The organism is Thermodesulfobacteriota bacterium (assembly GCA_039028315.1).
Lineage (GTDB): Bacteria > Desulfobacterota_D > UBA1144 > Nemesobacterales > UBA2774 > CR02bin9.
The window spans coordinates 1-4,905 of sequence record JBCCIH010000179.1 but is presented as its reverse complement, the minus strand read 5'-3'; the positions used below and the strand labels follow the sequence as shown (position 1 = coordinate 4,905).

Below are 4,905 nucleotides of genomic sequence, written 5' to 3'. Positions count from 1 at the left end.
TGTACCAAGACCGGCTAAAAAGTGCGTAACACGGCCCTGTGTTTGCTCCCAGATTTCCATGGCTGTTGTCTCATAATGAGCCCTTGGGTTTGCAGGGTTGTTATATTGATCGGGCATAAAATATTTATCCGGATTTTCTTTTTTCAACTTTCTTGCAAGTCTGATTGCACCGTCAGATCCTTCAAGCGGGTCTGAGTATATGATTTTGGCTCCAAAGGCAGTTAAAGTTTTTTTTCTCTCAATATTTACGTTCATAGGGGTAACGAGCTCAACTTCATATCCAAGCGCGGTGCCAAACATGGCATATGCAATTGCGGTATTTCCAGAGGAAGAGTCCATAAGAATTTTATCGTGGGTGAGCTTGCCGGTATTGATACCGTCTAATATCATCCAGAGTGCAGGTCTGTCTTTTACTGAACCGCCGGGGTTAAACCACTCAGCCTTTGCATATACATGCACATCTGGGCTTAGGTCATCCCTCATATTGCTAAGCTTTATAAGCGGGGTGTTGCCTACAAGCTCAATTACAGACTCGGCTCTTTTCAGCCCGTTATGTGTTGATTTATCTGTTGCTAGGGATACGCTCATTAACTACGCTCAATTAGAAGTTTATATATGTCACCCTCTTGGTGAAGGTCTAAAATCTTATGACCATCCTGCTCGACGCTCTTTGGAACGTTCATCAAGGGCTCGCCCTCTCTGAGTGTTACCTCTAGAATTTCACCTGATGACATCGTCTCAAGCTTAAGCTTGGTCTTTACAAATGTCATTGGGCAAATTTCTTTAGTGACATCTATTTGACTATCTGATTTATATTCTGCCATTTTACTACCCTAAATAACTGTAATTACAGTTCTAAGAGTACCATATAGGCACATCTGCAACAAATATGGGTGCTTATTATTTATGAGTATCCGATTTGTCTTCAATCTCTATATCTATTACTTCTGGTTCATTGCCTGAGGGCTTATCTGCGATTTTGTTGTTTTTGGCTTTTGCCGATAGCCTGCCAAGCCAAAAAGCTCCTGCAATTATGATTAATAGTATAAGTACTTTGCCCATAGTAGGTTAAAAACTAAGCTCGGCCCTTTTCTTTATTGTTTAGATTAAGCCAGGAGATAATTGATTCAAAAATTAATCTTCCCTGAGTGCCTTGGAGAATCTCTTCAGCACACCTTTCAGGGTGGGGCATCATGCCTAAAACATTACCGGCCTTGTTAGTTATACCGGCTATATTTTCAATTGAGCCGTTTGGATTGGCCTGTGGATCAAGTTCTCCGTTTTTACCAGAATAGCGAAATGCGACTTGGTTGTTATCGTTTAGCTCTTCTAGAACCTCGGGAGTGCAGAAATAATTCCCCTCTGCATGTGCTATTGGAATATCAAGTGTATCGCCAATATCCATGCTCTTGGTGAATAGGTTATTTGTACTTTCGACCCTTACACTTACCCATTTGCAGACAAACTTTAGAGAAGAGTTTTTCATAAGAGCTCCCGGCAAGAGCCCTGATTCAACCAGAACCTGAAACCCATTACATATTCCAATCACAGGCTTGCCAGCATTAGCAAATTTCTCAACTGACTTCATTATTGGAGACAGGCTGGCGATTGAACCAGTTCTTAGATAATCCCCGTATGAAAAGCCACCCGGAAGCACTATGCAGTCAAACCTTTCAACATCTGTTTCATGGTGCCATAAGAACTCGCAGTCCTGGCTGAAAACATGTTTTATTACATGATAGCAGTCATGGTCGCAATTAGACCCAGGAAACACTACGATGCCAAATTTATAAGAATTATTCTTCGACATTTACAACAAAATCCTCAATTACTGGGTTGGATAATAACTTCATGCACATATCTTCTACGCGCTCTTTTACTTTAGCAGCGTCATCATCTTTGATTTTAAGCTCTATCAGCTTTCCGACTCTAGCGTCATCTACGCCTTTGAATCCAAGATTATTAAGCGCTGTAAGAACGGTTTTTCCCTGCGGGTCCAAAACAACAGGTTTTAACTTAACTTCAACTTTGACATTGAACTCTTTCATATAGTCGCCTTGTCCTTATTCATAATTTCCTTTCAGGATTGATGTCAGTCTCTCAAGCTCATCGTTTGAATAGTAATCAATCTCTATTTTGCCTTTGCCGCCTTTATCAACAATTTTGACCTGAGTGCTAAGAGCGTTCTTAAGGTCATCCGTGACTTGGCGAAGGTAGATATTTTCCTCGTTATTTGTAGTCTCTTTTTTCTTTCGCTTTGATATTTTTTTTATAAGCTGCTCAGTATTTCTTACCGAGAGTCTTTGCTTTTGAATCGCGTTAAGCGCCTCTTTAGCTTCAGCCTCTGATTCTATGCTGAGAATCGCTCTCGCATGACCTGCAGTTATGTCACCCGCTATTAAAGCCACCTTGACCTCTTCGGGGAGTCTTAATAACCTAAGCTGATTGGTAATGGTTGAGCGGTCTTTCCCTATTTGCTTTGATACATCATCGTGGGTCATTTCGAACTCATCAATCAAATGCTGATAGGCAACCGCTTCCTCAATGGGGTTTAGATCCTCTCGCTGAAGGTTTTCTATAAGCGCAAGCTCCAGTACTTCACGGTCTGATGCCTCCTTTATTATCACAGGCACTCTTGTCACTCCGGCCCTTTGCGCTGCACGCCACCTTCTCTCACCTGCAATAATCTCATAACCTTGCTCAATGGTTCTGACAACAAGCGGCTGAAGTATTCCCTTTTCCTTTATTGAATTTGCAAGCTCATCTATCGCCTCATCGTCAAATTCCTTTCTCGGTTGAAATAAATTGGGCTTAACCTCATTTATAGATGTGACTACATAACCATGCTGTATATCCTCTTTGGGTATTAAGGCATCAAGGCCCCTACCCAGATTAGACTTCTTCAACTGTACTACCTCCGTTACGCGCTATTACCTCTTGTGCTAACGAGATATAGCTTTTAGCTCCAATAGACTTCACATCATAGAGAAGAGCGGGCTTGCCATGGCTTGGTGATTCAGCGAGCCTGACATTCCTATGAATTATAGTTTCGAAAACTTCGCCGTCAAAATAGTTTCTTAGCTCATTCGCGACCATATGACAAATATTATTTCTAGAATCGAACATCGTTAGCAAGTAACCCTCGATACTAAGCTCAGGGTTTAGTCTTTGTTTTATAAGGGATATAGTCCTCTGCAACTGTCCCAAACCTTCCATTGCATAATACTCGCACTGAACAGGAACCAAAACAGAGTCAGATGCTGCTAGCGCGTTTACAGTTAATAGACTAAGTGAAGGAGGGCAGTCTATAAAGATGTAATCATATTGGTCTCTCACAGAATCAATTGCATCCTTAAGCCTCCACTCTCTTCTTTCCAAATGAATTAGTTCTACTTCTGCGCCGGTTAGTTCTGAGTTTGCCGGTACCGCAGTTAAATATCCTCCCAAAGACTCTGGTTCTATATTTATGGAAATATCATTTATGCTTGATTCGCCAATAACCGCATTATATATGGTTTGAGCACCATCATCCTTATCTACTCCAACTCCACTTGTGGCATTACCCTGAGGGTCAAAATCTATGAATAAAGTTTTCTTTTGTGCAACGGCAAGTGAGGCAGCTAGATTAATTACAGTTGTAGTTTTACCTACTCCGCCTTTTTGATTTGCCACACATATTACCTTTCCCATATCGATAAAATCACAAATAATGCCTTTATAAAATTTTTTGGATACCAGTCTATTTAAAAATTTTGCGAAAGAAATTTTTAAACTAGGATTTGCCCTATGAACACTCCAAACCAACCCTTGACTATTATCATATTATCCACAATAAAGACCTACTGCAAGACTGTGATTTTTATTTAAATGCTGGCAAGGAAATATCTGCAATATATTAAGGAACTAATGATAGTTTCAGCACAATAATTTATTTTAAATTAGTGCAGGTTAGACCATGCTATAAACAGGTTGCATTTTACTTAGATACTATGTATGCTTGCAACTTCTAAAGCTCTACTATAGGGCTGGAAATTATACTCAATCTGGTTGGACAGATTCTGGAGGAATTAATGGAAACGGACCGCTACACTATCATGCTAGTTTCAGGTGGGCACCAAGGTGCGACATCATTCAGCATTAAAAAATCTCACATAAGAATAGCTTTTTGCTCTATTATAATTTTTGCTTTTGTATCCCTGTTTTCTTTTGGCACAAGTTATGTTTATTACAAAGATTCAGCTAGAAAATCTCAGTCTGTTAATAAGTTAATTGGTACAATTAATTTGCTCAGCCAAGACATCGATGAGAACAGGCTGATTGAATCTAAACTAAGGGATAAGCTCCAAGGAATAGAGGCTACACTTTTGGAGATGCAGGATATTTTAGATAAAAAGGGTATCAAAAAACAACTTTCAATAGGTGGAGAATTTATACCTGCAGAAAGACTTAGCCTCTCCTACGTCGACTATATGAAAAAAGATATAGACAAGATGTTTAATACCATGAGAAATGTGCCTGTAGGAATTCCGCTAGCAGGCAAAATAAATTCTAATTATGGATACAGAAAAGACCCATTCACAAAGAGGCCTGCTTTTCATTCTGGTATAGATATAGATGCTAATCGCGGAGATAATATAGTAGCTACAGCCGATGGTTATGTTAGCTATGCGGCTTGGCGTAAAAGTTATGGAAAGACAGTAATTATCAAACATAAAGACGGCTATAAAACGCTCTATGGTCATCTATCAAAGATCACAGTGCAAGAAGGTGACAAAGTGGTAGTAGGAGATGTAATAGGTAAAGCCGGATCAACCGGCAGATCAACAGGTCCTCACCTTCATTATGAAGTAATTAAAGATGGGAAAAGAGTAAATCCAATAAGCTTTTTATCACTAAAATAATTTG

Annotated in this window: 8 protein-coding genes; 1 reads left to right on the top strand and 7 read right to left on the bottom strand. The window is 39.7% G+C overall.

What is annotated here, in order from left to right; all coding sequences use genetic code 11:
* From AAF462_10095 to AAF462_10065, 7 genes are all read right to left on the bottom strand, one after another.
* A partial coding sequence (locus AAF462_10095) for a cysteine synthase family protein (protein ID MEM7009471.1) occupies nt 1-588 on the bottom strand: 588 nt, incomplete at its 3' end.
* A complete protein-coding gene (locus tag AAF462_10090; protein ID MEM7009470.1) occupies nt 588-824 on the bottom strand; it encodes a sulfurtransferase TusA family protein in 237 nt (78 codons plus the stop codon). The genes AAF462_10090 and AAF462_10095, both read right to left, overlap by 1 nt.
* Before the next feature lie 76 nt (nt 825-900).
* The gene (locus AAF462_10085) at nt 901-1,062 is read right to left on the bottom strand and encodes a hypothetical protein (protein MEM7009469.1); all 162 of its coding nucleotides are present in this window, start codon (nt 1,060-1,062) and stop codon (nt 901-903) included.
* A gap of 13 nt (nt 1,063-1,075) precedes the next feature.
* A complete protein-coding gene (gene purQ / locus AAF462_10080) occupies nt 1,076-1,810 on the bottom strand; it encodes a phosphoribosylformylglycinamidine synthase subunit PurQ (GenBank protein ID MEM7009468.1) in 735 nt (244 codons plus the stop codon).
* A complete protein-coding gene (gene purS, locus AAF462_10075; protein MEM7009467.1) occupies nt 1,797-2,048 on the bottom strand; it encodes a phosphoribosylformylglycinamidine synthase subunit PurS in 252 nt (83 codons plus the stop codon). Before purS ends, purQ begins: the two co-directional genes overlap by 14 nt.
* A gap of 15 nt (nt 2,049-2,063) precedes the next feature.
* Entirely contained in the window at nt 2,064-2,906 is an 843-nt protein-coding gene (locus AAF462_10070) for a ParB/RepB/Spo0J family partition protein (GenBank protein ID MEM7009466.1), read from the bottom strand.
* A complete protein-coding gene (locus AAF462_10065; protein MEM7009465.1) occupies nt 2,893-3,690 on the bottom strand; it encodes an AAA family ATPase in 798 nt (265 codons plus the stop codon). Before AAF462_10065 ends, AAF462_10070 begins: the two co-directional genes overlap by 14 nt.
* 380 nt (nt 3,691-4,070) lie before the next feature.
* Between AAF462_10065 and AAF462_10060 the strand changes: the two genes are divergently transcribed.
* Complete coding sequence (locus AAF462_10060; protein MEM7009464.1) at nt 4,071-4,901, top strand: M23 family metallopeptidase; 831 nt, start codon at nt 4,071-4,073, stop codon at nt 4,899-4,901.
* Nucleotides 4,902-4,905 lie beyond the last annotated feature (4 nt).